Here is a 23810-nt window from a genome sequence, read left to right on the forward strand (position 1 = left end):
GGGTCTTTGGTGTTGCTGGCGGGGCTGCGGTCCGCGGGGGCGCCCGTGCGGGGGATGCCCGGGCGGTTGCTGATGGTGTGGTCGGGAGCGCTGATCGTGGCGGCGATCATCCCGACCACACCCATCGGCCAGGATCTGGACGTGGCGGCGCAGATCCACAGGTACGCGTCGGTCGCGGCCTTCGTGAGCCTGCCGGCCGCGGGAGCGCTGCTGGTGCCGCGGCTGACGGCGCACGCGGCGTGGAAGCCCGTCGCGCGGGCCGTGGAGTGGGTGGCGCTGGCGGGCGGGTTCGGGCTGCTGGCGATCACGTATGTGGCGCTGCCGGGCGAGGGGGTGTTGATCGGTTTGGTGGAGCGGTTGCTGCTGGCCGCGGAGGTGTCGTTGCTGGCGGTGCTCGCGGGATGGCTGGCGTGGCTGACCTGGCGTCCGAGTGTCGCGAAGGCCGCCAATTTCCCGGCATATCACAGATTTATCGCTAGTTGATCTTAAAACCATACGTATGGATGCTATTCTCTCCCGCGATCTTCTATCCGGGAGCAGGTGTCATGGCATCGGGCAGATCCATCAGATTCAAGATCTCGACGCTGCTCGTCATCCCCTTGGTCTCCCTGATCGCGCTCTGGGGCTTCGCCGCGAGCACCACGTCGGGAGAGGCGCTCAACCTGCTCAAGGTCGAGACCCTCTGGACCGGTGTCATCAACAACGCCGACAACCTGGTGTCCAGCCTGCAGGCCGAGCGACTGGCCTCGGCGGAGCGGCTGGCGGGAGTGACGCGGGACCCCGAGGCGCTGGAGCAGGCGCGGGGCAAGGTCGACGCGGCCAGGAAGAAGCTGAGTGAAGAGGCGCTGGCGCAGGACACCCAGGACGCCCTCACCCAGGACATGCGGACCCAGCTCCAGACCGTGCTCGCGGAGGCCGACCGGCTGCCCGAGATCAGGGGCAAGGTGGACGACCGCAGGTTCGTCGCGAGCAACCTCGTCACGGAGTACTCGAAGGTCTCCGACGAGATTCACCTGCTGTATTCGAGGCTCGTGGTCAGCACCGACCTGGAGCTGTCCCTGCAGGGGCAGGGCCTGATCGCCGCCGACCAGGCGCGTGAGCTGCTGAGCCGCGAGCACGCCCTGATCGTGGCCACGAACGGCCGCGCCACCATGCACGAGACCCACATGCTGGCCAGGATCGACGGCGCCAGGACGTACCTGTATCCCCAGGCCCTGGCCAACCTCGACACCGAGCTGCGGGCGCCGTTCGAGAAGTTGTACTACTCGCCCCGCTACGTCACGATGGAGAACCTCCTGGAGGGCTACATCGGCGGCCAGCGGGTGGACATCCAGCTCTGGCGGGGCATCTCCGACCAGGTGCAGGCCGAATACCGGGAGGCCATCGGCGGCACCGGCGACAAGCTGCTCGCCAGGATGGAGCCCGCGGGCGTGGGCATCCTGGTGCGGGCCGCCGTCGCGGGCGCGCTCGGCCTGATCGCGGTCGTGTTCTCCGTCTTCATCTCGATCAGGGTCGGCCGCCGCATCACCCGCGAGCTGGCCGCGCTGCGCCGTACGGCACTCGACCTGGCGGAGATCAGGCTGCCCGAGGTCGTGGCGAAGCTGCGCAAGGGCGAGAGCGTCGACATCGCGACCGAGGCCCCGCCCATCAAGGTGGGCGAGAACTCGACCAGCGAGGTCAGCGACCTCGCCGCGGCGTTCGACAGCGTCCAGAGCACGGCCGTGGACGCGGCCGTCGAGCAGGCGAAGCTGCGTGACGGCGTGGCGGAGGCGCTGCGCAACCTGGCCCGGCGCAGCCAGTCGCTGCTCCAGCGCCAGCTGCGGCTGCTGGACGAGATGCAGCGGCAGACGGAGGAGCCGGAGGCCCTGGAGCGGCTGTTCAAGATCGACCACCTCACCACCCGCATGCGCCGCCACGCCGAGGGCCTCGTGCTGCTGTCCGGCGGCTCGGCGGGCCGCAGGTGGCGCGGCGTCATCCCGATGGAGGACGTGCTGAACGGCGCGGCGGCCCAGGTCGAGGAGTACACCCGCGTCCGCGTCTATCCGATGTCCGAGTGCGGCGTCTCCGGCACCGCCGTGGCCGACCTCATGCACCTTTTCGCCGAGCTGATCGAGAACGGCACCGCGTTCTCCTCCCCCGGCAACGAGGTCTCCGTGCGCGGCGAGATGGTCGGCAAGGGCTTCGCGGTCGAGATCGAGGACCGCGGCCTGGGCATGGACGAGCACACCCGCAGGGCCATCAACGAACGCCTGGCCAGCGCGCCCGAGTTCGACCCCGCGCAGACCGAGCGGCTGGGGTTCGCGGTGGTCGCCATGCTCGCCGCCAGGCACGGCGTCAAGGTCACGATCAAACCCTCACCGTACGGGGGCACGACAGCCATCGTGCTCGTGCCCGGATCGCTGGTGGAGCCCATCCCCACGCCCGTGCAGCCGATGGAGTTCGAGCCCGTGTCCGTGTCGGTCGTCAGGGACGAGCCGACAGGGCCGGGCGAGTTGCCGCGCCGGATCCGTACCAGCAGAAGGGCCGTGGCCCAGGGGAGCGGCCCCGCGGCCGTCCCGCAGCAGTCTCAGGGGAACGGGCGCGCGGCGGTGCTGCAGTCCCAGGCCGGTGGCCCGGCGGCGCTGCCACGACGGCGCGACCCGGACACGGTCGAGCAGCCTCAGCGCGAGACGGGCCTGCCGCAGCGTGCGCGGCAGACCGGACGCCCTCAGCCGGAGCCTGAGACGGGGCTGCCGCGGCGTGAACGGCAGGCCAACCTGCCGCAGCGGCTCAGGGAGACGCCGCCCCCCGCGCCGCCGGTGTCCGAACGCTCACCCGAGGAAGCCAGGGCGCTGCTCTCCTCGCTCCAGTCCGGCTGGCAGCGCGGGCGGCAGGACAGCGAGCAGGATGGGGGATCCGAATCGTGAGTCGCGAGCACGAGTGGGTCGACGAGGAGGCGGGGCCGGTCGTCCGGCCGTACGCGGTCACCCGCGGGCGCACCAAGCCCACGTCGTCGTCGGCGCTCGACCTGCTGGCGACCGTCGTCTCGACGGGGCTGCCCGCGCCCGCCAAGGCGGAGCTCAGCTCCCAGCACCGCCGGCTGCTGACCTTCGTGACGGGGAAGGCCAAGCCCCTCGCCGAGGTCGCCTCGGACCTGAGCCTGCCGGTGGCCGTGGTGCGGGTGCTGCTGGGCGACCTGCTCGACCACGGCCTGGTGACGGTGCGCCCGCCGCGCGACAAGGCCGTCGCCCCCTCGGAGTCGCTGCTCCGAGAGGTGATCAACGGCCTGCGTGCTCTGTAGCCGGGGCCCGCGCGTCAGTTGGCGGAGGCGAGCGTCCGCAGTGAGTGCTCCACCAGGGTGATCATGACCTCCTTGGCGGAGTTGCGCCGCCGCACGTCGCAGAGCATGACGGGTACGTCGTCCTCGAGATCGAGAGCGATGCGTACGTCGTCGACGCTGTGCTGGGCGGCGCCGTCGAAGCAGTTGACGGCCACCACGAACGGCGTGCCGCGCTGCTCGAAGTAGTCGACGGACGGGAAGCAGTCGGTCAGCCGCCTGGTGTCGGCGATCACGACCGCGCCCAGCGCGCCGTGCGACAGTTCGTCCCACATGAACCAGAACCGTTCCTGGCCCGGCGTCCCGAACAGGTACACCACGAGACCGTCGCGGATCGTGATGCGGCCGAAGTCCATCGCCACGGTGGTGGTGGACTTGGTCTCGACGCCGTCGAGGTCGTCGACGCCGATCCCGCGGTCGGAGAGCACCTCCTCCGTGCGCAGCGGCTTGATCTCACTGATCGACCCGACCAGTGTGGTCTTGCCGACGCCGAACCCCCCTGCGACAAGAATCTTCAGCGCGACGGGGTCCTCAGAGAGCACGGAGTCCATTGATCACTTCCTTGAGAATGCGCTCGTTCGAGCGCGCCCCTCCAGCCGAGGGCGACGTCACCGAGATGAGGCCGTTGTCACGCAGGTCGCCGAGCATGACCCGGACGACGCCGACGGGCAGGTCGATCTCGACGGCCAGGTCCGCCACCGAGATCGGATTTCGTGCTGCCCGCAGGATCAGTTGCTGTTCTGGGCCGGGCTCGTCAGTCGGTTCGCCGATGACGCGCACGGTGGCCACGAGGTCGAACGTGTCTCCGGAGGAGTGCGTGCGACCACGGATGAGAGCATAGGGCCTCACGATCGGCCCCGCCTCCTCATCGAACCACTGCGGGCTATCGCTCATGACGCTCCAGCGCGTGGGTTGGTGCTGATGTGCTGACCCACCCGCTTGACCAGCATCGCCATTTCGTAGGCGATGTGGCCGACGTCCACGCTGGCGTCCGCGATGACGGCAAGGCAGGTGCCCTGTCCCGCGGCGGTGACGAACATGAACGCGTTTTCCATCTCCACGATGGTCTGGCGTACGTCGCCGCCGCCGAAGTGCCGCCCGGTGCCGCGGGCCAGGCTCTGGAACCCGGCGGCCACCGCTGACAGATGTTCGGCGTCGTCACGGGTCAGCCCGCTGGAATAGCCCACGGCCAGGCCGTCCGTCGACAGGATGACCGCCTGTCGGACCGCGGCGACCCTCGTCGCGAGGTCGTCCAGCAGCCAGTTCAGTTCACCGGTGTTGGTGGCCGGCACACTCATGCATCCCCCTTACTCATGGGCCCCTCCTCAGAGGCTTCTTCTCGGGCGCGTTGCGTTCCCCGCTGGAACGCGGAGAACAGGTCGCGTACCTCATCGGGAGAGCGTTCGGCCTGCGGCTCCGGCTCAGGCGGTTGTTCTTCCTTGAGCTTCGGCGCGAGACGGGCCTGACGCACCCGCCTGGGCAGCCCGGCGTGGGTGCCCGAGGTCACGACCGCGAGCGCCTTCTTCCGCGTACGGCTCGGCAGGGCGGCCTTGCCGTCGCCGCCCGCCTCCAGTGTCGCCTGGTCGGTCACCATCGTCCGCGGCACCAGCACGATGGCCGTCGTGCCGCCGAAGGGCGAGCGTCGCAGGAGCACGTTGATGCCGTGCCGTTCGGCCAGCCTGGCGACCACGAACAGGCCGAGCCTGTCGCTGTCGGCCAGGTCGAACTCGGGCGGCGCGGCCAGCAGCGCGTTGAACTGGGCGTATTCGCCGGCCGACAGCCCGAGGCCTTTGTCCTCCACCTCGATGGCGTATCCGTTGCTCACCATGTCGCCGCGCACCTGGACCATGGTGTCGGGCGGCGAGTAGATGGTGGCGTTCTCGACCAGTTCGGCCAGCAGGTGGGTGATGTCGGCCGCTGCGGCGCCGTCGACCGCGCTGACCGGCATCGACTCCACGGTGACCCTGGTGTAGTCCTCGACCTCGGCGACCGCGGCCCTGACGATGTCGATCACGGGCACCGGCTTGCGCCAGGCGCGTCCCGGCTCGGCGCCCGACAACACCATCAGGCTCTCCGCGTGCCGGCGCATGCGGGTGGTGAGGTGGTCGAGCCGGAAGAGCTCCTCCAGCCGGTCGGGGTCGTGCGTGCGGCGCTGCATGCCGTCGAGCAGCGCCAGCTGGCGGTGCAGCAGGCCCTGCTTGCGGCGGGCGAGGTTGAGAAAGACCTGGCCGACGCCGCGCCGCAGCGAGGCCTGGCCGACGGCCGCGCTGACGGCGGTGCGCTGCAAGGAGCCGAAGGCCCTCGCCACGTCGGTGATCTCAGCGGAACCGCTCACCTTGATCGCCTTCGTCTCCTTCCGTACGTCGACGTCCTCGCCCCTGCGCAGCCGCGCCACGATCTCGGGCAGGCCTGTCTGCGACAGCTCGACCGCGGCGGAGCGCAGCCCGCCCAGCTCGCCGGCCAGACGGCGACCGAAGCGTACAGAGATGATGATCGACGCGAGCACCGCGATCAAACCGACGCCGCCCGCGACGGCGATCTTGACGATGGTGGAGGTGGCGGCCTCGGACGCGCGCGCGGTCACGATCGCGGACGACTCGGCGTTGATCTCGTCGAGCTGGGCAGTGAGCTGGTCGATGATCTCGTGCCAGCGGTCGTCCTTGGCGGGCAGTTCGCCCGACCCGGCGACGCGCGCCTCAAGGCTGGTGAAGGAGAGGAACGGGTCGGTGGCGAAGACCCGCTTGTACGGCTCGCGCAGCCGCACGTCGAGCCCGGCCATGCCGCGCGCGTGCAGGAACTTCCTGGAGGCGACGTACTCGGTGAAGGCGGCCGCCTCCGGCGCGCTGAGCCGCTTGGCGTCGAGCAGCCCGACGACGAGGGCGTGTTCCCTGGCGATGTACTCCCTGGCCATGCCCATGGCCTGCGTCGAGGAGGCCTGCTGGAAAATGGCCAGGTCGGAGACGGTGACCAGGTGGTCGTAGATCATGAAGAGCTGGTCGAGCACCTGGTTGTAGGCGTTGAGCGTGGTGAGGGGGTTGCCGTGGTTCCCGTCGACGGCGGTCCTGATCTGGGCGAGCCGGTCGAGGGCGACGTTGAGGTTGCCGATGGGGCGGCGCAGGTCGCTGTCGACGGCGTCGCCGGCTTCGTCGACGGACCGGCGGAAGTCGTGGACGGCCCTGTCGGTGCGGGAGCGCTGGCCGCCGAGCACCTGAGCGTGCTCACCCGCGGTGAGTGGCTCCATCGAGCGCATACGTTCGGCCTGCAGCTGTAATCCCAGGTCGGTGGAGGTCACACCGATCGTCTGGTAGAGCGTGTCGGCCCGGAGTAGTGACTGGGTGTCGCCCATGGTGAGGTTGAGGACGAAACCCCATAGCGCGCTCAGAGACAGGAGGGGTAGCAGTAGCAATAAGAAGATCTTGAACCGAATTGACCGGTTTCGCGAGCCCATGTCCCAACCTCGAGTCGGGGGCATTTCCACACCTTGTGTAAATACACCTCCGGAAGATCGCACAGGAGACTAGCACCGTTTATGGTTCCCGCGCAGTGGGGGGAAGCCGTTCATTACCGGGATTATTGGGACGGGATCTTGACCTCTCGGCGGGCCGCGGCGACGATTCTCTCCAACCAGGCCAGCGCGACCAGCGAGATCACGATGAGTCCACCCCAGTTCACCAGGGTGTACACGTGCACCTGCCAGTCGGTCACGTTCGGCACCCTGCCGATCCGCAGCAGCCGGAACTGCCACGGCTGACCGGTCAGCACGAGGGTGACGGCGATCGCGATGGCGGTCATCGAATCCCACAGCGCGTGCAGCAGCGAGACCCCCAGGTACGTCAGCCACACGGGCGCCGTGAGCCGCCCGCCCGCGGCGAACAGCACGCCGCCGGCGATCGCCGTCCACAGGCCGTGCCCGACCGGCGTCAGGATACCGCGCAGCACCTCGGTCTCGACGAGCTGCACCAACGACAGGCCCCCGGAGGTGAACAGCGCGTTGAACGCGTACCCGGCGCTCTCGAACGCCGCGAACCCGAACCCCACCGTCGCCCCGAGCACGAGCCCGTCTTGTATTGAGGGCTGTGTTGACGGCGATCCTTCGGATCGCGGCTCGGTCGCTTCGGTCCGGGGTCTTCCCTCGTCGGTCGGTCGCTGCGCTCCCTCTCTTGTCGGTCCAGACCCCGGCGCTTCCTCGCGGGTTGACGGCGATCCCCGGAGGAGGGGACGGCTGATGAGGATCAGGGCGGCGAGTTTGACGCCCTCCTCGATCAGCCCGACCAGGACGTACATGAGGATCGACGGCCGGACGAGCCAGCTCTCCAGCAGTGAGGCGCCGAGCACGCCCAGCACGCCGCCCACCACGAAGGCGGTGAACAGCCGTTCGACGGTGACCCGGGGCGAGCGGCCCCGCCCGTACGCCCAGACCACGAACGTCACGGGCACGAGGAAGCTGCCGAACAGCACGACGGTCGGCACCAGGTTGGAGTTGCGCGTCCAGGCGGTGACGACGACGGTGGCCAGCCAGAGCGCGAACCCCGTCACGAAGACGCGCAGCCACGGCCTCATCGCGCGAGCTCCTCGACGGCGCGGAGCGCGGCGGTCGCGGCGGCGTCCGCGCGGCCGACGGGCGAGGAGTCGGAGCCCGCGATCGCGATCCTGCCGAACCTTCTTCGCGCGAGGTCCGACGGAAACGGCCCGTCGGGGTAGAAGGGGTGCCAGGGGCGGCAGTACTCGGGCGCGTTCGCGTGCCCCCACCGGTCGACGGTGATCGCCTCGATGCCCGCCGCGGGGTCGAAGCCGGCGGGGCCGAGCAGCCGGGCGAGCTGGTCGCGGATGGTGTGCTCCAGCCGCCCGTACGGCGTCCTGACCAGTTCCCGCCTGCCCGCCGCCGCGCCCGCGCCCGGCCCCAGCTCGGAGCGGCACGGCGTGGCCAGGAGATGCACGGTGGCGGGCGGTTCGAACTCGCAGAAGCCCCAGTACGCGCCCGTCCACCGCACCCGCAGCACGCCGAGCCGCCGCCACGCCCGCGCGTCGCGCACCCGTACGGTGGCGTGCAGCAGCGGCACCCTGACGGCCGAGCGCAGCGCCCGCCGCTGGTCGTCGGGCAGTTCGGGCACCAGGTAGGGGATGACCGCGCTCCAGCAGGCCAGGATCACCGACCCGGCTTCGACGGTCATGACCTGGTGGCCGTCGAAATACCCCACGGTCGCCGCGCGTGCGCCGTCGCGCGCGAACACGACGGGGCTGGACAGGCGCAGCCGCGCCCGGTCGTCGGGCGGCGCGGTGACGCGGCCCGCGCCGGCGTTCGCCTGCCATTCCTGCCGCACGCTGGGCGAGTTGAGCCGGGAGGGTTTGTCCCGGTCGAGCCCGAGCCCGCCGAACCCCGGATAGCCGGAGCCCCAGGCGTCGATCGCGCCGAAGGCCCGGGTGTCGTAGGCCCATTCGCGGCACGGCATGGTCCTGCAGAACCGTTCGACGTCGGGGTGGACCCCGCACACCCGCAGCAGGAACTCGGAGTAGGTGAGCGCGGCGAGCCGCTCCTGCTTCTCCTCCGCCGACAGCCGGGGGAACCAGTCGGGCGGGTCCTCGTGGAGCATGCGCAGGTCGCGCCTGGCCCGTTCGGCGATCGGCACCGCGTCGGCCCATCCGGGTGAGGAGAGCCTGACCAGGGTGTCCGTGCCGAAGGTCTCCGCGTCGCACATCACGCCGTCGGGCCGCTCCTGGCGGGTCCTGCGGCGCAGCGCGTCGCGCCGGGCCTGCCCGCCGGTCTCGTCGTGGTTGTCGAGGACGAGTACGGCGGCGCCGGGGTCGCGCCGCAGCCATTCGGCGGCCGCGCTCATGCCGCTGCGCCCGCCGCCGGCCACCACGAGGTCGTAGCGCTCGCCCGTCGGCTCCGGCGTGCCCGCATGAATCCAGAACCGCCCGTCCCGCAGCGCGTGCGGCACGCTGAGCGCCTCACTGGTGTCTCCCCGCACGGTGAAGCCGCCCGGCCGGTGCGCCGCGTTCTGGAGCGTCTCAGTGTGCCCAGGGGCGCCAGGGGTCACACGTGCCGCCGCCGGGCTTCCCAGAGCGCTCACGGCTATGCCGTCGAAGAAGTCCCGGCGGGAAATGATCTGGTTCATCCCGAGGTCGCGTGGATTCAAGCCCATGGCGCGATCTTCAGCAGCCGGGCGAAAAGCGGCGTCATGCCGCGCAGTGGTTCGAGAAACATTTTGCGCGACCTATTACGGCGAATGCCTGATCGGGCCACCCGTCCGAAATGTCAGACCGGGGGGTCAAGTGACCGGCAAGGACCCCTTCGGCGCCTCCTGGTGGGCTCCGTCCGCCTGCGGCGGGCCTCTGACCAGCACGATCGAGGGCCATGCCCGGCTTCGCGCATATGCCGTAGAACAGGAAAACGCCGCGAAGCCACTGAATTCCGCGAATAGCGACGTTGCCAGGCTGCGTACTCCCCGAGTCCTCTAGCGTTTCCGACAATGCCGCGCGAGCGAATTGGAGCGTATATGCTTAAGACCATTTCTGGCATATGTCTGGGCATGCTGGCCCTTGCCGGATGTTCCTCCGGTGAGGAGCCGGCCGCGCCCGCAGCCTCGGCGTCCGCGTCATCGCCGTCCGCCGCCTCGGCCAAGCTCCGCGCCGCCCTGCTGCCGGTGCCCGACGGCATGCACGTCGCGTACGGCCCCGAGCTGGGCGCGTTCGGCAAGCTCAAGTCCACCCAGCAGGGCATCGCCGCGCTGCGCCAGGCCAAGCTGCAGCGGCCGGAGTGCGCGGGCGCGGCCCAGCTCGACGTCGAGCAGCCCGACGTCGCAGGGGCGCCCGCCGCGGTGATCGCGTTCGCCGCCGAGCGCGGCTCGATCACGCAGGCGGTGGTGTCGCTGCCGTCCAAGTCCTTCCCCAAGCCGCTGCCGCGCCAGTGCGCGAGCTACACGGCCGACGTGGGAGGCACACAGGTGACGTACAGGACCAGGACGCTCAACATGCCGCGCAAGGGCGACGAGTCGCGGGCCTACCTCACCTCGGCCGCCGGCGGCGAGAAGAACGCACAGATCGGCTCCGTCATGATCAGGCGGGGCACCGTGGTCATGAGCATGCTCGTGGTCGGCCAGAAGGTGAAGGCGCAGGGCCTGTACGAACTGGCCCGCCTCGCGGACAAGAACCTCGAACAGGTCGTGTGACGGCTCAGATGAGCACGTGGTCGTCAGGGCGGCCGACGAAGGCGAACTGCGCGTTGCGGGTCAGCTTGATGTGGTCGGCCTGCCACGTGTGCATCGAGGCGTCGGCGCTGCGCCAGTAGACGAAGTTGAAGCGGTCCGCCGAGTAGATCTTGACGGAGTCCTCCTTCAGCCGCCGTACCAACTCGGTGTCCTCGCCGCGGGTGATGTCCGCGAAGCCGTACGAGCGGAACATGTCGGCCTTGCCGAGGAACGTGCCGCCCTGGACGAGGAACGAGTAGCGGTGCTCCAGGCCGGGCAGGCGCAGCATGGTCGTGTTCATGCCCTCGAAGTACGCGTAGTGCGCGCCCTTGCCGACCAGCTCGGCGTCGGAGTAGTCGAACGCCCTGACCAGGTCCGACAGATAGTGCTCGCCGTAGAGGTTGTCGTCGTCCATCTTGGCGATCAGGTCGCCCTCGGCGGCGGCGATGCCCAGGTTCATGCAGGCGCCGAGCGAGAGCGAGGCGTCCGCGGGCAGGACGGCGACGTCGGTGATGCCCGCCATGCGGGCCTTGTCGGCGACCACGACCGGGTCGATGTCCAGGCCGTGCAGCACCATGACGAGCTGGAGCGGCCGGTGGATCTGGCGGGCCACCGACGAGATCGCGTGCTCGATCTGGGAGGCGCGGTTGGTGGGCAGCACGACCGAGATCGAGCGCGACCGGGGCTGCGCCTGCTGCCCGAGAACCTGGAGGACCTGGTCGACGCGGTGCGAGAACAGATGTTTGTCGAAGACCTCGCGCATCGCCAGGTGGCCCGTCCTGGCCCGCAGCTCGGGGCTGTTGATCAGGTGCAGCACCTGGTTGTACGACTCGATCGGCTCGCGCGCGATGGGCACGAGGTCGCCGAAGGTCTCCTCGACCGCCCGTGACCATCCCGACACGACGGGGGTCGCGCAGGCCGACAGCTCGAAGACGCGGCGGGCGCACATGGTCGGCGAGTCGAGCACGGAGTTGACGTTGAGGAAGACCTTGTACATCCGGTACGCGGCCAGCATCCGGTCGTAGGGCAGCTCGCCCACGATGTGCGGCCGGTACTTCTCCGGCCAGGCGTACTTCTCGTCCACTTCGCCGTTTCGGGCGAAGATGTGCAGGCCGAGCTCCCTGATCGGGTCGAGAACGGTCTCCATCTGCTCGCGGCGCTCGGCGTGCTTGTCGCGGAAGTACATCCCGGCGAACACCACGTCGTGCAGGCGGCCCTGGCGCTGCTGGATGGGGTTGTGCACGCGGGGCTGGGCGGCGAACTGGAGCACGTCCACCCGGTCATGTCCGAGAACTTCGCGATATTTCGGCAACATGTCGCCGTCGCAGGTGAACACGTAGTCGAACAGTTTGGCCGTGTCGATGAAGAAGTCGAAGTTCGGCGGGTCCTCCTTGTTCCAGAAGACCGTGGGGATGCCCTCCCCCCTGCACCAGGCCACCAGGTCCCGCAGCGGCTCCTTGGGGGCGTTGGTGCCGGTCATCTGGTAGCGCCAGCGACCCTGGTTGCCGTGCCAGGCGGACTCGCAGAACAGCAGGTCGGGCCGCTTGTCCGCGAAGATCTCCGGCCAGTCCTTGAGTCCGAACTCGATCTGGTCCCACTCGTAGCGGAAGGCCATCCTGGAGAAGTCGTCGAGGATCACCGCGACCTTCAGACCGGGCCTGTTGACCGGGCCCGACGGCCACTTCACCGCCGGCACCTCGACGAGCGGCGGCCGGTTGTTCGCCGTCTCGATGGCCTCGGTGACGGGCGTGGGCGGCTTGGGGGCCTTCTGCCTCGACCTGACCGCTTCGACGATCTTTCCCGGGCTCTTCGAGCCCAGCGCCTCGCCCAGCTTGAACGTGCGCTTGGCCTGCGTGGCCTCCAGCTTCCAGTTCGCGTAGGCGGCCTTGGCCTCGGCGATCTCCAGCCGCCGCCGCAGCTCCCTCAGCTCCGCCTCGTACCGCTCGACGACCTTGCGGTCCTCGGGCAGCCAGTTGACGGGGCCGAGTCGCTGGTAGGTGGGTGGTTCTTCGGGTTCTGGGGCCATGGTGGGACGCCTAACGCTCAGCGGAGGTACATCATGCTACGGCGGAAATGGCCTCTATTCGGGGCGTTTGCCCTGACTGGCAGGGGCCAGGTTGTCCCCCTTGAGCCAGGCGGAGATCACCTTGGCGATCCGCGGTCCTGCCTGGCCGTCCCACAACACGGGCAGCTCGCCCGCCGGCGTCGAGGCGCCGTCGGCCAGGAACTTCTCCGCCGCCGCGGGCAGCAGCGCGGGCGTGACCAGGCGGTTCGTGCCGTGCGTGATCGTGATCGGCCGTTCGGTGTTGGGTCGTACGGTCAGGCACGGCACGCCCAGCACGGTCGTCTCCTCCTGCACGCCCCCGGAGTCGGTGACCACCAGCGCGGCCCCGCGTACGAGTGAGAGGAAGTCCACATAACCCAGCGGATCCACCACCCGGATCGAGCCGCCGTCGACCAGGCCCGCCTCGGCCAGCCTGGCCTTGCCCCTGGGGTGCACGGGCACCACCAGCGGGATCTGCCGCGACACGTCGAGGACCGCGTCGACCAGCTCCTTGGCGGCCTCGGCGGTGTCCACGTTCGCCGGCCTGTGCAGGGTGGCCACGGCGTAGCGGCCGGGCAGGCCGAGCTGCTCCACCACGGGTCCCGGGTCCAGCGAGGGCAGGGCGGCGTACAGGCTGTCGATCATCGGGTTGCCCACCAGGTGCACCTTGGAGGCGGGCACGCCCTCGGAGGCGAGGTAGGACAGCGCCTCGGGCGAGGTGGCGAACAACACGTCGGCCAGCGCGTCGGTGACGACCCGGTTGACCTCCTCGGGCATGCCGCGGTCGAACGAGCGCAGCCCCGCCTCGACGTGCGCGGTCCGTACGCCCAGCTTGGCGCAGACGAGGATCGCGGCCAGGGTCGAGTTGACGTCGCCGTACACCACGACCAGGTCGGGCTCCTGCTCCTGGACGACCCCCTCGAGGCCGACGAGCAGCGCCGCCGTCTGCTTGGCGTGCGAGCCGGAGCCGACGCCCAGGTTCGCCACCGGCTCGGGCAGACCGAGGTCGGCGAAGAACACGTCCGACATCAGCGCGTCGTAGTGCTGACCGGTGTGGATGATGCCCTGCCGCACGCCGAGTTCACCGAGTGCCCGGACCACCGGGGCCGCTTTCACGAAATTGGGACGAGCACCCAAAACGTGCAGGACCAGGGGGTTCTCCCTCATTGACCTCGCCTTTCATAGCGGAAGGGAAAAAACGTTGCCTATGGTACGGTCCCACCGTGGCATCCGACGCCAGTCGTCAAGACTCCCCCCGCCCATCCGACAGGGTTTCAGCGAAGTCCGCCCGTGCCGGCGTCGGTGGACTTCTCAAGGGCTTCGTCCAGCACCCGATCATCGTTTCCCGGGTGGTCATGACGAAGGTCAGGTCCGACCCCGTTCGCGTGGCCCAGGCCGCCGCCGACACGCTGCCGCCCAGGATGCGGCCGATCGTGGGCAGCGTGGCCTGGCCGGCCGCGCGCAGGGCCCGGCGCATGGTGCGCAAGTTCGGCATGCGCGTGGTCAAGGGGCCGTGGAACGAAGCCAAGGCCCACTGGGACGCCGGCCGCGTCAGCGAGGCCGCGGCCGTGCTCGAGGCGCACACCAAATACCCCTTCGTCAAGCGCAGGGCCGCCTACTACCGCGGTGAGCTGGCCGCCATCAGCCCCGACCCGATCCCGCCGGGCCCCAAGGTGGCCCTCCTGACCCGGGTCCAGAACCGCGTGCTGCACGTCGTCACCAACGCGCTGCCGTACACGCAGGCCGGCTACACCGTGCGCACCCACCGCATCGTCACCTCGCAGAAGGCCGCGGGCATCGACCCGCACGTGGTCACGAGCTGGGGCTGGCCCATGTTGCAGGGTCACGCCGACGCGGCCCCGTACGAGGAGATCGACGGCATCCCCTATTACCGGCTGCTGCCGGACGGGCACGGGGAGATGCCGTTCGAGACCCAAGGCCGCATCACGCGGGGCGCCGACGGGGTCACCAAGCTGGTGACGGAGCTGCGGCCGCAGGTGGTGCACGCCGCCACCGACCACCGCAACGGCTCCATCGCCCACGCCGTGCGCGACAGGACGGGCACGCCGTTCGTCTACGAGGTGCGCGGCTTCCTGGAGGAGACGTGGGCCTCGCGCGACCCGGTCCGCGTCGGCAGCCAGCGGCACGTGCTCCAGCGCGAGCGCGAGGCGTTCCTGATGCGCGAGGCGGACGCCGTGGTGACGCTGGCCGAGACGATGGCCGCCGAGATCGTCGAGCGCGGCGTGCCCAGGGAGAAGATCCACCTGGCACCCAACGCCGTGGACGACTCGCTGCTGTCGGCCCACTACGACGGCGCCTCCTTCAGGCGGGCGTACGGCATCGAGCCGGACGAGATGGTCGTCGGGTCGGTGTCGAGCATCGTCGCCTACGAGGGGTTCGCCACCCTGCTGCGGGCCGCCGCGCTGCTGCGCGACGACCGCACCCCGGTGCGGGTGCTGCTCGTCGGCGACGGCACCGAGCGTGACAACCTGCTCGAACTGGTCGACGAGCTGGGTCTGCGCGATGCCGTGCTGCCGGGGCGGGTCGGCCCCGACGAGGCGCTGCAGGCGCAGGACGCCATCGACATCTTCGTCTGCCCGCGTGAAGACCTGCGCGTGTGCCGACTTGTTACGCCATTGAAACCGGTCGAGGCGATGGCGCTCGGCAAGCCGGTCGTGCTCAGCGATCTGCCCGCGCTCTCCGAACTCGTCGGCGGCGACGGCGCCGGAATGCTCGTGCCGCCGGGCGATCCCGCCGCGCTGGCCAAGGCGCTCGCCGGGCTCAGGGAAGATCCCGCCAAGCGCGCCGAGATGGGTGAGGCGGGACGGGCGGAAGTGGCCGCGAAGCGCACGTGGAGCCGCGTTGCCGAGACTTATCAAGCTCTATACCGGTCACTTGCCGAATGATGACCTTCGCGTGGGCTGTCTCTTACGACGGGTTCGGTCGCATTAGGCGTGAGCTAGGTGGAGTTGAGATAACCTTTGCGACCATGAAGTGTTGTATCCGGCTCCCTAAGGCACGGCTGTGACAGAAATCGACTTGGCTGTCATCGGTCTGGGCTACGTCGGCATGCCGCTCGCCAAAGAGGCGGCGGGCGCCGGGTTGCGGGTCGTCGGCGTGGACGTCGACCCCCGCAAGGTCGACGCGCTCAACGCCGGGCAGTCCTACATCGATGACTTGACCGACGCGGACCTTGAGCACATGCTGGCCAACGGGTTCAGCGCCACGCTCGACGAGACCGTGCTGGCCAGGAGCAACACGATCGTCATCTGCGTGCCCACCCCCCTCGACGAGGACCACCGCCCCGACCTTTCGGCCGTGGAGGGCGCCACCAAGACCGTGGCCCGCAACCTCGGCAAGGGCACGCTCGTCGTGCTGGAGTCCACGACCTGGCCGGGCACCACCGACGAGGTGGCCAGGCCGCTGCTGGAGAGCTCGGGGCTCGTCGCCGGCGAGGACTTCCATCTGGCGTTCTCGCCCGAGCGCATCGACCCGGGCAATCCCAAGTTCGGGCTGCACAACACCCCCAAGGTCGTCGGCGGCTACACGCCGACCTGCCGCGACCGCGCGACGGCCTTCTACAATCGCTTCATCGAGCAGGTGGTGCCGGTCAGCGGCACCCGCGAGGCCGAGATGGCCAAGCTGCTCGAGAACACCTACCGGCACGTCAACATCGCCCTCGTCAACGAGATGGCGATCTTCTGCGACGAGCTCGGCATCGACCTGTGGGAGTCGATAGAGGCGGCCGCCACCAAGCCGTTCGGCTTCCAGAAGTTCCTGCCGGGTCCGGGCGTCGGCGGGCACTGCATCCCCGTCGACCCGTCCTACCTGTCCTACACCGTGCGCAAGCTCGGCTACCCGTTCCGGTTCGTGGAGCTGGCGCAGGAGATCAACGAACGGATGCCGTCGTACGTGGTGGCGCGCGTCCAGCGGTTGCTGAACAGCAACAAAAAGCCCGTCAACGGCGCCAAGGTGGTTATGCTCGGCGTCACTTACAAACCGGATATCGCCGACGAGCGTGAGACCCCGGCGCTCCCAGTGGCGCGAGCGCTGCTGGAGCTGGGGGCCGAGCTCTCGTTCGCGGATCCGTACGTCAAGGAGTGGTCGGTCGACGGCACCGCGGTGCCGCGTGAGGAGGATCTGGCCGAGGCCGTGACCAACGCGGACGTGACGCTGCTGCTGCAGCAGCACGCCGCGTTCGACCTCGACATGGTCGAGGCGAAGGCCAAGCTCGTGCTCGACACCCGAGGCGTTCTCGCCGAGGGTGAACGCGTCGAGCGGCTGTAGCGACGGAGGGCTGCGCGCAGTGCACGTGCTCGTCATGACGGTGGTGCATAACCCCGAGGACGCCAGGATTCTGCATCGGCAGATCCGCGCTCTCGTGGATGCCGGTCATGAGGTCACGTACGCGGCGTCGTTCACCGCTTTCGGCGTCGTCCCTCGTCCTTGGGTCACGGGCGTCGACCTGCCCAGGGCCTCTCAGCGCAAACGCCTTTCCGCGGTGTGGGCCGCGCGGCGGCTGTTCAAGCGCATGCGCGACAAGGTCGACCTGGTCCTGGTCCACGATCCCGAGCTGCTGTTCGCCGTGTGGGGCATGCGCAACCGGCCGCCCGTGGTGTGGGACGTGCACGAGGACACTCCGGCCACGCTCTCCCTGAAGCCGTGGCTGCCCTCGCCCCTGCGGCCTCCCGTCCGTTTCATGGCCCGCATGCTGGAAGGCACCGCCGAACGGCACATGCACCTGATGCTGGCCGAGACGGCGTACGCGGGCCGGTTCAAGCACGCCCACCCCATCGTCCCCAACGAGACGTGGGTGCCCGACTCCGTGACCCCTCCCGGCGACGACCGGGTGGTCTATCTCGGCTGGCTGTCGCGGGCCAGGGGCGTGATCGAGGCCGTCGAGGTGGCCAAGCTGCTGCAGCCGTACCGCGTGGCCGTGGAGCTGATCGGGTACGCCGACCCGCAGAGCCGTCCGATGCTCAACCAGGCCGTCACCGAGGGCCTGCTGGAGTGGCGCGACTTCATGCCCAACGACGAGGCGCTCAAGCGGCTCGACGGGGCGCTCGCGGGGCTTTCCTTACTCCACGACGAGCCCAACTACCGGCATTCCATGCCGACCAAGATCGTTGAGTACATGGCCCACGGCATTCCCGTCATCACCACCCCCTCCCCGCGCGCTGTCGAGCTGGTCGAACGCTACGACAGCGGCGTCGTGGTGCCGTGGGAGGACCCCAAGGCGGTCGCTCAGGCCGTCCTGACCCTCCGCGACGACGTGCGGGAACGACGGGCGCAGGGGGCCCGCGGCTACGCCGCGGCCCGAGCCAACCACCACTGGCCCAACTCAGCCAAGCGGTTCGTCACCCAGCTGGAGTCGTGGGCGGGCGTCACCCGATAACGGTTCTCTTCCAAGGGCGGTAGGTTCCTGAACGTGCGCTGGATCTTTCTCGCTGTGGGCGCGGCCATTGTGGCCGTGGTCGCGGCGGCGATCATCGTGCTTCCCTCCTCGTCGGACAAACCGGTCGCCACGCCGGCGACGCCCAAGCCGTCCAGCACCGAGCCGACGCCCAAGGTGAGCGCGGTCACCGACCGGTGTGGAACGTTCGAGACCAAGGAGCAGGCCCCCTACGCCGTCACCGGCTACTGGATCACGCCCAAGTCCAACCCGTGCACCTGGCGCAAGCAGCTGCAGGAGATCCACAGCGTCGGCGGCGACACGATCATCAGGATCGGCTACGGCCTGCAGTATCGCCCCGTCACCGGCTCCGGCGAGATCAGGACCAAGGACGGCGAGCTCGACCCGCTCTACGAGGCGTGCGAAGAGGACGGCCTGACCTGTCACGACGCCGCCGAACGGGACCTCAAGAGGGCCAACCCCGGCAACCGGATCGGCCGCACGTACGTCTACCGCACCGACGAGTCGTTCGGTGAGAGCCTGTACCGCTGCCCCGAGATGGAACACGCCATTCAGACGCCCAAGCGCACCTATTTCCGGCTCATCACCCAGCCGGACGGCTCCGACGACTCCACGTGCGACTTCAGCGGCAAGGCCACCTCCTACGACATGATCCTCGTCGCAGGCAAGCCCACGGACAGCCTGAAGGAGCTGCTCGACCTGGCCGACCAGTTCGGCATGAGGGTCTTCCCCGCGCTGCCGCTCGCGCCCCGCGACCCCAAGACGCCGATCAGGGCCAACAAGAAGCACATCGGCACGCTCACCACGCTGACGCGGCGCATCCTTCAGGACTACGGCGTGCGCTTCGCCGAGCGCGAGTCGCTGGGCGGCGTCTACCAACCGTTCGAGGTGCAGATGTCCGACACCCTCGACGGCAACCCGACGCTGGAGGTCTACGCCGACCAGCACCGGATCGTGGCGCAGGAGTTACCGGGCAAGCCCATCCTGATCAGCCCCTACCTGGACGCGCGCAAGCGGGTGGCGTTCGGCCAGACGCCGAAGCAGGTGGCCGAGGGGTTCCGGGCGCTGGTGAAGACGGGCGTCGGCATCATCGCGCCGCAGGACAGCCGGGGCACCGGCAAGGTGGGCCTGTTCTGGCCCGACGAGCGCGAGAACGAGGTCGACGAACGGCTGCGCCCGGTGGTGGGCGAGTCGACGTACGACACCGCGTACCACGGCTCCACACGCGACTACTACCGCGAGATGTCGATCGCCCGTGAAGAGATGCTCATGGCCGGCCACGAGGTGCAGCTGTGGGCGAACGTGGAGGCGTTCGAGCCGTCAGGCGACCAGCCGTGCGCCCCGCAGGGCACGCGCGGCAAGACCGACAAGGAACGCATCGACCAGGCCGTGACCATGGCGGGACGCTACGTGCAGAAGATCGTCTCCTACATGTGGAGCGACTTCATGACGTGCGGCAGCCCCTCGCTGGAGAAGGAGATCATCGCCGACTGGCGGCGGCCGATCGCGGTCGACGCGATCAGGCGCGGGCGTGACAACCAGGACGGCGTGGAGGTGCGCGGCTACAACTTCCAGGGCGCCACGGTCACCGTCCAGTGGTCCGGCGGCACCCAGGAGCTGGCGGTGTCCTCGGTCGGGTGGCTCGACGAGGACCCGCTGGAGGAGCTGCCCGAGGGCATGGCCACCGCGTGGGTGCCGTTCAACTGGTCGCAGGTGCCGGCCGGCGAGTGGGTCAGGATCGGGGTGAAGGTGCCGTCGGGACTGTCGACGACGGAGCCGCTGCACGTGCGGATCGACACCTGACAGGGGGCCGCGGCGGCGTTCGCTCCCCGTCCGCGGCTGCGTGTAACGTGCCTGCCATGGTCCCGAGCATCCCGGTCAGCGTCGACCTGGTCGTGCTCACCGTCCGCAACCAGGCGCTGAGCGCGCTCGTGTGGCGCCGCGACAACCCGCCGTTCCTGCGCCGCTGGTCGCTGCCCGGCGGCTTCATCCAGCTCGACGAGGACCTGCCGGCCGCCGCCCACCGCATCCTGTCCGAGCGGGCCGGCCTCCCCGGGGCCCCGGTGCACCTGGAGCAGCTCCAGACCTACGGCTACCCCGACCGCGATCCCCGCCAGCGCGTGCTGAGCGTCGCCTACCTCGGCCTCGCCCCCGACCTGCCCGCCTCGGAGAAGGCCCACATGAGCTGGCGGCCGGTCGACTCGCTCGCCGTCATGGCCTTCGACCACCGCCGCATCATGAAGGACGGCGTCGAGCGGGCCCGCTCCAAACTGGAATACACCCCGCTGGGCGCGGCCTTCTGCCCGCCCGAGTTCACGGTGGCCGACCTGCGCCGCGTCTACGAGATCGTCTGGGGCAGGACGCTCGACCCGCGCAACTTCCACCGCAAGGTCACCAAGGCCGAGGGCTTCCTGGTGGAGACTGGCGCGACCACGACCCGCGACGGGGGCCGCCCGGCCAAGCTCTACCGCCGGGGCCCCGCCGAGCTGCTCCACCCGCCGATGTTGCGCACGCTGAAGGACTGACGCGGGGCGTACGGCACCGGGTGGTGCTTCGCCGCGCCGGGCCTTCTACAGTGGGTCCATGCCTCGTTTCCGCCAGATTCTCGACACCATGGCCCCGTACAAACCGGGCAAGGCCGTAGCGGCTCCTGACGGCAGGTCGTACAAACTGTCGTCCAACGAGACTCCGTACGATCCGCTGCCGTCCGTGGTCGAGGCCATCGCCGAGGGGGCGCGGCGGATCCACCGTTATCCCGACCCCGGGGCGACGAGGCTGACCGAGGCCATCGCCGCGCGTTACTCCGTGCCGCCCGAGCACGTCGCGCTCGGGGCCGGGTCGGTCACGGTGGCGCAGCAGTTGTTCGAGACGGTGGGCGAGCCGGGGGTGGAGGTCGTCTACGCGTGGCGCTCCTTCGAGGCCTACCCGCTGCTCGCCGACCTGGCCGGCGTCACCTCGGTCATGGTGCCTCTGGCCGGCGAGGACCACGACCTCGACGCCATGGCGGAGGCGGTCAACGACCGCACGCGCCTGGTGTTCGTGTGCAACCCCAACAACCCGACGGGCACGTCCGTGCGCCGTGGCCCGCTGGAGGCGTTCCTCGACCGGGTGCCCGAGCACGTGCTGGTCGTGCTCGACGAGGCCTACATCGAATACGTGCGCGACGACGACTTCCCCGACGGCCTCACCCTCTACCGCGACCGGCCCAACGTCTGCGTCCTGCGCACCTTCTCCAAGGCGTACGGGCTGGCCGGCCTGCGGGTCGGCTACATGATCGCGCAGGAGCCCGTGGTGTCGGCCGTGCGCAAGACGATCATCCCGTTCGCGGTCAACCACCTCGCGCAGGTCGCGGCCATCGCCTCGCTGGAGGCCGAGGACGAGCTGCTCGACCGGGTCGAGCGGGTGGTCAAGGAACGCACCCGGGTCAGGGAGTCGCTGCTGGGGCAGGGCTGGACGGTGCCGCCCACCGAGGCCAACTTCGTCTGGCTCCGGCTCGGTGGGCGCACCCTCGACTTCGCCGCCGCGTGCGCGGCGGAGGGCGTGGCGGTCCGGCCCTTCGCCGAGGAGGGCGTACGCGTCTCGATCGGCTCACCCGAGGCCAATGACGCGTTCCTGGCGGCCGCCGCCTCCTTCGCGGCGAAGTAGGCCCGTCACCTTCGCCGGCGGGCCTGCCAGTTGAGGTAGGCCACGCCGGCGAGGTGGGAGCCCTGGCCGGGTTCCAGCGCGCGGGCCTCGTAGATCGACTTGGCATGCTCGAAGACCTTCTGGTCCCACTGCGCGACGGCCATCCACCGCGGCGCCTGGAGATACTGGCCCGAGGAGGCCAGGCCGCCGGTGCCGTCGACGCGCAGGAACGTGGTCGGCACGCCTTCGGGGTCGGTGGTGGCCATGTTCCTGCTGTAGGACCTGGCGAACCTGGCCATGTCGGCGCCGTTGAAGCCGAGCTTGTGGCGGAAGGCGAGGGCGGCGAACTCCGCGTCGATCGCGCCGTGGCTCAGGTCCTCGATCTGCTGGGCGCCGTTGCCCGACGGGGTGAACTCGGAGAGGTCGTCGTCGCGCGAGAACCCCCGGTAGGTCGCGCCGAACGAGGGCCAGTACGGCCAGTGGTAGGCGTCCTTGTCGTTGGCCCTGAGCTCGCGGGCGAAGGTACGCGCCATGCGTTTCACGCGGTCGGCGTAGGCGGGGTCGCCGGTGGCGGCGGCGATCTCGGCGTAGGTGAGCCCGAGCGCGAGGAACTGGTTGGTCGGCATCTCGGTGCCGTCGTAGGCGAGCGGGGTGCCCTTGACCCAGGAGAGGTGCCCGCCGTCGTCGCTCTGTCGCCATTCGCGGTCGTGCACGGCGGCTGCGGCCTTGGCGGCTTCGAGGTATTCCTGAGCCTTGGCCCGGTAGCGCGCGTCGGCGCGGAGCTTCGGCGTGCCCAGCACGATCCGGGCGAACGACGCGATCGGGTAGGTGATCATGCCGGTGTGCACGGCGAAGATCACGGGCTGGGAGACGAGCGGGGTCGCGCCCTGGGCGGGAAGGGTGATCTCCCCGCCCTCGCGCAGGTCGCGCGCGGTGACCTGGGTGGGCGTCGGGTAGGCGTCGAGGATCTTGCGTACGGCGTAGTCGGGGGAGTCCGGGTCCATGGACAGGTCGGTGAACGTGGCGACCGCGTCGTTCCGGCTGTTCCTCACCTCTAAGGTGAAGCGGTCCTCGGCAGCGCCCGCGCGTACGGTGGCGGTGGTCAGGTCGGCGTACGACAGCGAGCTGCGCACCTCCAGCACGGGCCGGCCGGACGAGTCCTTCAGCGCGGCGACGCCGACGGTGTAGGGGTGCGTCGCCCGCCACGCCGGCAGCGACTCGCCGCGGTAGTCGGCCACGCCGCGCTCGGAGTCGCGGTTGCCCAGCACGAGGTCGATGTTGGTGACGAGCCGGTCCAGGTAGTGGGTGTCGCGGTAGGCCTCGTACATGCGGATGAAGCCTGCCAGCACGTACGACTGACCCCAGGCCAGGCCGCCGTGCTCGTTGTTGTCGGTCGGCTGCCCCACGCCGCCGCTCTCGTGGAAGATCCGGTCGAAAAGGTCGAACGTCTCCCGTGAGGTGTAGTCGTGGCCCGCCGAGGCGCGAGCCGTGCCCGTGTGCAGGGTGCCCAGCGCGCCCACCGCGAGCGCGCCCAGACCGAACTGCCTGCGTGTCAACATCGTTGCGTCACCTCCGGCGGCGTCAGCCCTTGACCGCGCCGCGCATGCCTTCGAGTACGTGCCGTTGCATGATCATGAAAACGATGACGACCGGAATGATCGAGATGATCGTCCCGGCGGCCAGACTGCGGACATCCGTGCCGGTGATCCCGGCGAGGTAGGCGATCCCGAGCGCGACCGGGTATTTCGCGGAGTCCTTCAGCACCACGAGCGGCCAGATGAAGCTGTTCCAGACCGAGATGAAGCCGAAGATGCCGAGGATCGCCAGGGTGGGCCGGGCGGCGGGGAGCATGACGTGCCAGAAGATCCGCAGCTCGTGGCAGCCGTCGGTGCGAGCGGCGTCCACGACCTCGCGGGGCACGCCCGCGAACGTCTGCCGGAGCAGGAAGATCCCGAAGGCGGAGAGCACCCCGGGCAGGATCACCCCGGCGAACGTGTCGGCCATCCCGAGCTCGGAGACCACGAGGAACCTGGGGATGAGCATGACCTCGCTCGGCAGGAACATCGTGGACAGGATGGCGAAGAAGATGAGGTTCTTGCCCCTGAAGTTCATCAGGGCGAGCGGGTAGGCGCACAGCGCGGAGACGACGATGTAGAGCGGCACCGTCACACCGACGTAGATCACCGAGTTGAGCAGGTAGGTGGGGAAGGGGATGGCGGTCCCTGT

At 69.6% G+C, this 23810-nt stretch carries 20 protein-coding genes; 10 read left to right on the forward strand and 10 right to left on the reverse strand.

The annotated features are described in order from the left end of the window. From E1267_RS30455 to E1267_RS30465, 3 genes are all read left to right on the forward strand, one after another. On the forward strand, positions 1-483 hold a 483-nt coding region (locus tag E1267_RS30455; protein ID WP_132337511.1), incomplete at its 5' end, for a DUF998 domain-containing protein. A gap of 62 nt (positions 484-545) precedes the next feature. Next, positions 546-2906 (forward strand): sensor histidine kinase, encoded by a 2361-nt coding sequence (locus tag E1267_RS30460; protein WP_165959881.1) that lies wholly within the window; start codon positions 546-548, stop codon positions 2904-2906. Further along, positions 2903-3280 (forward strand): DUF742 domain-containing protein, encoded by a 378-nt coding sequence (locus E1267_RS30465; protein ID WP_132337515.1) that lies wholly within the window; start codon positions 2903-2905, stop codon positions 3278-3280. The genes E1267_RS30460 and E1267_RS30465 overlap by 4 nt, the downstream gene beginning before the upstream one ends. A 14-nt stretch (positions 3281-3294) precedes the next feature. Here the strand turns inward: E1267_RS30465 and E1267_RS30470 are convergent, their stop codons facing one another. The 6 genes from E1267_RS30470 to E1267_RS30495 all read right to left on the reverse strand — a co-directional run bounded on the left by E1267_RS30470 (position 3295) and on the right by E1267_RS30495 (position 9459). After that, complete coding sequence (locus tag E1267_RS30470; RefSeq protein ID WP_132337517.1) at positions 3295-3867, reverse strand: GTP-binding protein; 573 nt, start codon at positions 3865-3867, stop codon at positions 3295-3297. Then, positions 3848-4210: a DUF742 domain-containing protein gene (locus tag E1267_RS30475; RefSeq protein ID WP_132337519.1), complete on the reverse strand. Its 363-nt coding sequence runs from the start codon at positions 4208-4210 to the stop codon at positions 3848-3850. The genes E1267_RS30470 and E1267_RS30475 overlap by 20 nt, the downstream gene beginning before the upstream one ends. Next, positions 4207-4614: a roadblock/LC7 domain-containing protein gene (locus tag E1267_RS30480; RefSeq protein ID WP_132337521.1), complete on the reverse strand. Its 408-nt coding sequence runs from the start codon at positions 4612-4614 to the stop codon at positions 4207-4209. The genes E1267_RS30475 and E1267_RS30480 overlap by 4 nt, the downstream gene beginning before the upstream one ends. Further along, positions 4611-6722, reverse strand: a complete 2112-nt coding sequence (locus E1267_RS30485) for a sensor histidine kinase (protein ID WP_165959882.1) — start codon at positions 6720-6722, stop codon at positions 4611-4613. Before E1267_RS30485 ends, E1267_RS30480 begins: the two co-directional genes overlap by 4 nt. Before the next feature lie 164 nt (positions 6723-6886). Next, entirely contained in the window at positions 6887-7876 is a 990-nt protein-coding gene (locus E1267_RS30490) for a PrsW family intramembrane metalloprotease (protein ID WP_132337525.1), read from the reverse strand. Beyond that, positions 7873-9459 (reverse strand): NAD(P)-binding protein, encoded by a 1587-nt coding sequence (locus E1267_RS30495; RefSeq protein ID WP_220449746.1) that lies wholly within the window; start codon positions 9457-9459, stop codon positions 7873-7875. Before E1267_RS30495 ends, E1267_RS30490 begins: the two co-directional genes overlap by 4 nt. A gap of 387 nt (positions 9460-9846) precedes the next feature. Here E1267_RS30495 and E1267_RS44740 point away from each other — a divergent pair, with 387 nt between their 5' ends. Beyond that, a complete protein-coding gene (locus tag E1267_RS44740) occupies positions 9847-10485 on the forward strand; it encodes a hypothetical protein (RefSeq protein WP_165959883.1) in 639 nt (212 codons plus the stop codon). A 4-nt stretch (positions 10486-10489) separates the two neighbouring features. Here E1267_RS44740 and E1267_RS30505 read toward each other — a convergent pair whose 3' ends face one another. Next, positions 10490-12529 carry a glycosyltransferase family protein gene (locus E1267_RS30505; protein ID WP_132337529.1) on the reverse strand — a complete coding sequence of 680 codons (2040 nt, stop codon included), beginning with the start codon at positions 12527-12529 and terminating at the stop codon, positions 10490-10492. 54 nt (positions 12530-12583) lie between these two features. Then, complete coding sequence (gene wecB / locus E1267_RS30510) at positions 12584-13714, reverse strand: non-hydrolyzing UDP-N-acetylglucosamine 2-epimerase (RefSeq protein WP_132337531.1); 1131 nt, start codon at positions 13712-13714, stop codon at positions 12584-12586. A 188-nt stretch (positions 13715-13902) separates the two neighbouring features. On the opposite strand from wecB, the gene E1267_RS30515 reads away from it, so the two are divergent. The 6 genes from E1267_RS30515 to hisC all read left to right on the forward strand — a co-directional run bounded on the left by E1267_RS30515 (position 13903) and on the right by hisC (position 21605). After that, positions 13903-15453 carry a glycosyltransferase family 4 protein gene (locus tag E1267_RS30515; RefSeq protein WP_246064352.1) on the forward strand — a complete coding sequence of 517 codons (1551 nt, stop codon included), beginning with the start codon at positions 13903-13905 and terminating at the stop codon, positions 15451-15453. A 133-nt stretch (positions 15454-15586) separates the two neighbouring features. Further along, positions 15587-16834: a nucleotide sugar dehydrogenase gene (locus E1267_RS30520; protein ID WP_281283723.1), complete on the forward strand. Its 1248-nt coding sequence runs from the start codon at positions 15587-15589 to the stop codon at positions 16832-16834. Positions 16835-16853: 19 nt separating this feature from the next. After that, a complete protein-coding gene (locus E1267_RS30525) occupies positions 16854-17942 on the forward strand; it encodes a glycosyltransferase (protein ID WP_132337537.1) in 1089 nt (362 codons plus the stop codon). Between the two features lie 33 nt (positions 17943-17975). Beyond that, positions 17976-19763, forward strand: a complete 1788-nt coding sequence (locus E1267_RS30530) for a DUF4434 domain-containing protein (protein ID WP_132337538.1) — start codon at positions 17976-17978, stop codon at positions 19761-19763. A 56-nt stretch (positions 19764-19819) separates the two neighbouring features. After that, positions 19820-20485 (forward strand): NUDIX hydrolase, encoded by a 666-nt coding sequence (locus E1267_RS30535; protein WP_132337540.1) that lies wholly within the window; start codon positions 19820-19822, stop codon positions 20483-20485. A gap of 58 nt (positions 20486-20543) precedes the next feature. Continuing rightward, positions 20544-21605 carry a histidinol-phosphate transaminase gene (gene hisC, locus E1267_RS30540; protein WP_181957859.1) on the forward strand — a complete coding sequence of 354 codons (1062 nt, stop codon included), beginning with the start codon at positions 20544-20546 and terminating at the stop codon, positions 21603-21605. 5 nt (positions 21606-21610) lie between these two features. On the opposite strand, the gene E1267_RS30545 is transcribed toward hisC, so the two are convergent. Both E1267_RS30545 and E1267_RS30550 read right to left on the reverse strand, forming a co-directional pair. After that, a complete protein-coding gene (locus E1267_RS30545) occupies positions 21611-23143 on the reverse strand; it encodes a hypothetical protein (protein WP_132337542.1) in 1533 nt (510 codons plus the stop codon). A gap of 22 nt (positions 23144-23165) precedes the next feature. Continuing rightward, a partial coding sequence (locus E1267_RS30550; protein WP_132337544.1) for a carbohydrate ABC transporter permease occupies positions 23166-23810 on the reverse strand: 645 nt, incomplete at its 5' end.

The sequence above is a fragment of the Nonomuraea longispora genome (assembly GCF_004348345.1).
Lineage (GTDB): Bacteria > Actinomycetota > Actinomycetes > Streptosporangiales > Streptosporangiaceae > Nonomuraea > Nonomuraea longispora.

Bases quoted from the DNA above. Each gene is read 5' to 3' on its own strand.
- E1267_RS30480 (WP_132337521.1), bottom strand. From the start codon at position 4,614: ATGAGTGTGCCGGCCACCAACACCGGTGAACTGAACTGGCTGCTGGAC.
- wecB (WP_132337531.1), bottom strand. From the start codon at position 13,714: ATGAGGGAGAACCCCCTGGTCCTGCACGTTTTGGGTGCTCGTCCCAAT.
- E1267_RS30470 (WP_132337517.1), bottom strand. From the start codon at position 3,867: ATGGACTCCGTGCTCTCTGAGGACCCCGTCGCGCTGAAGATTCTTGTC.
- E1267_RS30545 (WP_132337542.1), bottom strand. From the start codon at position 23,143: ATGTTGACACGCAGGCAGTTCGGTCTGGGCGCGCTCGCGGTGGGCGCG.
- E1267_RS30475 (WP_132337519.1), bottom strand. From the start codon at position 4,210: ATGAGCGATAGCCCGCAGTGGTTCGATGAGGAGGCGGGGCCGATCGTG.
- E1267_RS44740 (WP_165959883.1), top strand. From the start codon at position 9,847: ATGCTGGCCCTTGCCGGATGTTCCTCCGGTGAGGAGCCGGCCGCGCCC.
- E1267_RS30460 (WP_165959881.1), top strand. From the start codon at position 546: ATGGCATCGGGCAGATCCATCAGATTCAAGATCTCGACGCTGCTCGTC.
- E1267_RS30495 (WP_220449746.1), bottom strand. From the start codon at position 9,459: ATGGGCTTGAATCCACGCGACCTCGGGATGAACCAGATCATTTCCCGC.
- E1267_RS30505 (WP_132337529.1), bottom strand. From the start codon at position 12,529: ATGGCCCCAGAACCCGAAGAACCACCCACCTACCAGCGACTCGGCCCC.
- E1267_RS30515 (WP_246064352.1), top strand. From the start codon at position 13,903: ATGACGAAGGTCAGGTCCGACCCCGTTCGCGTGGCCCAGGCCGCCGCC.
- hisC (WP_181957859.1), top strand. From the start codon at position 20,544: ATGCCTCGTTTCCGCCAGATTCTCGACACCATGGCCCCGTACAAACCG.
- E1267_RS30535 (WP_132337540.1), top strand. From the start codon at position 19,820: ATGGTCCCGAGCATCCCGGTCAGCGTCGACCTGGTCGTGCTCACCGTC.
- E1267_RS30490 (WP_132337525.1), bottom strand. From the start codon at position 7,876: ATGAGGCCGTGGCTGCGCGTCTTCGTGACGGGGTTCGCGCTCTGGCTG.